Source organism: Enterobacter cloacae complex sp. P27C (genome assembly GCF_014895705.1).
Classification (GTDB): domain Bacteria; phylum Pseudomonadota; class Gammaproteobacteria; order Enterobacterales; family Enterobacteriaceae; genus Enterobacter; species Enterobacter bugandensis.
In genome coordinates this window covers 1-3,226 of the sequence record NZ_JADBQB010000023.1, presented here as the reverse complement: position 1 = coordinate 3,226, position 3,226 = coordinate 1, and the positions used below count along the sequence as shown (strand labels likewise).

At 44.3% G+C, this 3,226-nt stretch carries 2 protein-coding genes and 2 pseudogenes; 3 read left to right on the top strand and 1 reads right to left on the bottom strand.

Annotation, left to right across the window (positions count from 1 at the left end; genetic code table 11):
- Positions 1-93: 93 nt before the first annotated feature.
- Positions 94-195: pseudogene (locus tag IM291_RS21770) on the bottom strand (DUF933 domain-containing protein); the annotation flags it as partial.
- A gap of 2 nt (positions 196-197) precedes the next feature.
- On the opposite strand from IM291_RS21770, the pseudogene IM291_RS21765 reads away from it, so the two are divergent.
- From IM291_RS21765 to IM291_RS22015, 3 genes and pseudogenes are all read left to right on the top strand, one after another.
- Positions 198-1,676, top strand: a pseudogene (locus IM291_RS21765) (RHS repeat domain-containing protein); the annotation flags it as partial.
- Positions 1,677-1,678: 2 nt separating this feature from the next.
- Positions 1,679-2,170, top strand: coding sequence for a hypothetical protein (locus tag IM291_RS21760; protein ID WP_192987635.1), 492 nt, complete (start codon positions 1,679-1,681; stop codon positions 2,168-2,170).
- A 453-nt stretch (positions 2,171-2,623) separates the two neighbouring features.
- Positions 2,624-2,881, top strand: coding sequence for a hypothetical protein (locus IM291_RS22015; RefSeq protein ID WP_226840468.1), 258 nt, complete (start codon positions 2,624-2,626; stop codon positions 2,879-2,881).
- The last annotated feature ends 345 nt before the right edge of the window (positions 2,882-3,226 follow it).

Below are 3,226 nucleotides of genomic sequence, written 5' to 3'. Positions count from 1 at the left end.
TGAACCCAGCATGAAAACAGAACTATTAGAGAATGTGTTTTAACCCCGCAAAAAATCCACGCCAAAGCGTGGATTTTTTTCATTCAAAACAAATCAAACATTAAACAGGAAGTTCATCACATAGCCATCTTTAACGATGTAATCTTTCCCTTTCGCACGCATCTTGCCTGATTCTTTCTCGCCTTGCTCACCTTGTTCTCAATAAGCTGTCGATCTCCAATTTAACCCGCGACGAACTCCATCGTGAGACCAGCCGCACGCAGGGGCTGCTGACCACCCGCAGCGAATACGACCGCCTGGGCCGACTGCATCGGCGTGACGTCTTTACCGGCAACGCTCAGTGCCCGTCGCCGCGCCGCTGGGATTACGATTACCGTAATAACCTGGTTCGCGAAGAGCGTGACGATAACACGTTCAGCTGGTACCGCTGGCAGTACGACAGCGCCGGGCGCCTGCTGGTTCAGGACGGCACGCTGCCCGGCCAGGAGCAGTGGCGCTGGGATGCAGCCAACCCGCTCGAAGGATCTGCTGAGAAGGTCACGCACAACCGCCTGACGCATCTGAACGGCATTCGCTGGCGCTATGACATCCACGGTCGCACCGTGGAGAAAGATAACGGCCAGATGCGCCGGCACTACCGCTACGACAGCGAGCATCGCCTGACGGAGGTCATCAGCCAGCCGCGGGACCGCAATAAACCTCAGACGCAGGTCAGCTTCCGCTACGATCCGCTCGGGCGACGCATCAGCAAAACGCGCCGCCAGATGCTGGGCGGCCAGCCAACCGGTAAGCCAGTCACCACGCGGTTTGTCTGGGAAGGGTTCCGCCTGTTGCAGGAAGTGCACGGGGAAGTGCCGCTGACCTACGTCTACAGCGATCAGGACAGCTACGATCCGCTGGCGCGTATCGACGGGGTTGATGCCCCGGAGATCTTCTGGTTCCACTGCCAGCCCAACGGCACGCCGGAACGGATGACGGATAGCGAAGGGCAGGTGCGCTGGGAAGGTGTGAACAGCGCCTGGGGCAAGCTGCTGCGGGAAAGCGAGACGCAGGTATCAGGATATTCTCAGAACCTGCGGATGCAGGGGCAATACCTGGACCGTGAGACAGGGCTGCACTACAATCTGTTCCGGTATTATGACCCGGACTGCGGACGGTTTACGCAGCAGGACCCGATAGGGCTGGCGGGGGGGATAAACCTTTACCAGTATGCGCCGAATGCGCTGGGGTGGGTGGATCCGTGGGGGTTGAAACCAAGATGTGCACCGACGAAAGCAAATGACCATAATCAGGCTGCTTTCGGAAGGCAGTGGCAAGGTCATGGGGAGTACAAAGGACGCGATTTATGGTCTAACACAATGTTAAAAGAAGGTGACGTCATCTACGGTGGTGCTCCTGGACAATCTGGCTTTTATTTTGATAAGGCAACTCTTGATGCCGCTGGCGGTAGTAGACAAAAACTATGGGAGAGTTTGCAGGTACAGCCACATAGGATCTTTGGATTCCGTAGCAAAATTCAGGCGTACCGTGTAAAACGTGATGCAGTAGCTGGAACGGGACAAGCATTATCACAAGATCCTGTTGTTTTTGGTCAGGGAGGAGGAACACAGTTTTTCCTTTCTAATTATAAAACTGTGCTTGAGCCTATTGGCAAGCCTTTTGATATCGGAATGTAACCATGAATCTTGATATAGATACAGGCGCTTTTTGCTTCAAAAAAATACTCGCACTGACACCACTTACAACCAAAAAAGAAATAATGAATAATGATAATTTAAATTGGGAGGCTTGGCCAGATAAAGGATGTGATACAGTCTCCTATAGAGCTATTTTTAACATAAAAGGAAACGCGCATGGTGATATTTATTTGATAATAAACTTTATTCAACCTAATGATGAAAATGCTATTATAGGTAGTTGGAGCTTCGCACCTTATAAATTAATCGATGGAGAACAAAAAAAACCTGAGGGGAAAGTTGCAAAAAAATTAAGGGATTGGTTTAAAGATAAAACGAACGTTGACCTCCCAGTAAATGGAGCATGGGGCCATATAAATGCGGCATATGACCATTGGAATTGTTCAGGTGCAATTTATTGTAATTATCGTTCTGGTTTTAGAGATGAAAAATCTTGGAGGGATTATTGCAAATGGAATAATATAAAGTTATGAATTGTGTGTGTCTTGGTGAAAAAAACTCGCAATTATTTAATTATGCGGTGTAAAAAATCACATGGGGTAAATAGAATTGAAATTGACCCTATGGGAGGCCATTTCCCATGTCAAAGACAGCCGCCTATAAAAAAATAATCAAACATTTGTGGTATTCCAAAGACTAAAAATACCAGATTTAAGTGTAATTATTTTTTTATAATAATCTAAGACTTTATGTTAATAATCGTTCAGAGTTGCGAGTATCAAACGGAAACTAACTCAGTAAAAACTTGTCTGATTGGCAGAAAGAATCACTAAACTGGACACTTCTGATACCACAGAAACAGACATCATTAGGTGGATCTTTAAGTGGGGGCAGATTTCAGTCTCATATAAGATAAAGTTATTAAATTATGGGATATATATAGTTCGTAATATAACGTAGTCACTTCCAGACAAGGTGGTTTAGATATGTTAGAAATAAAACTTGATGTTCATACTGGATTTGTAGCAATTAACAACTATCCCATCGCATTAAAGGATGTTGATACTTTTAAAAATTCCGCATTTTACAGGTTCTTTTCGTCATTGACTACAGTAGGTCCTTTTTATTTTGCTATCGATAATATTAAATGGAAAGATCAAGTTTTCATTTTGGAATTGAGGTCTTCAGTGTTTTCTTTTTCTCCATTAATATTCCCTACTAGTGAGGGAGGGAAGTTTTTATAAAACTCTAGTGGATTGGGATAAAAGGGCTAGCCTAAGTAATTTATCGGATGAGCAGCAGCATTTGATATCATGGGTTTAGAATGAAATAACCTCAAGCCCTAAGCTCAAAATAAACAATCCCCCATATGGATTTCAATGGGATCATGATTGGGGTAGAATTGTTGTATAATATAATAAAAAAAGCTTCGATTGTGGTATTTATATCGAATGGAATGTTTGACTATATGATGTAATTGATTAATAAAAGCTTTCACTTTCCACTCGCCATACTTTTCTATTAATACAATTAAAGGTTAGAAATGAAAATAATTAATAGACTGAAAAAGAAGTTATTAGTCCTTGATG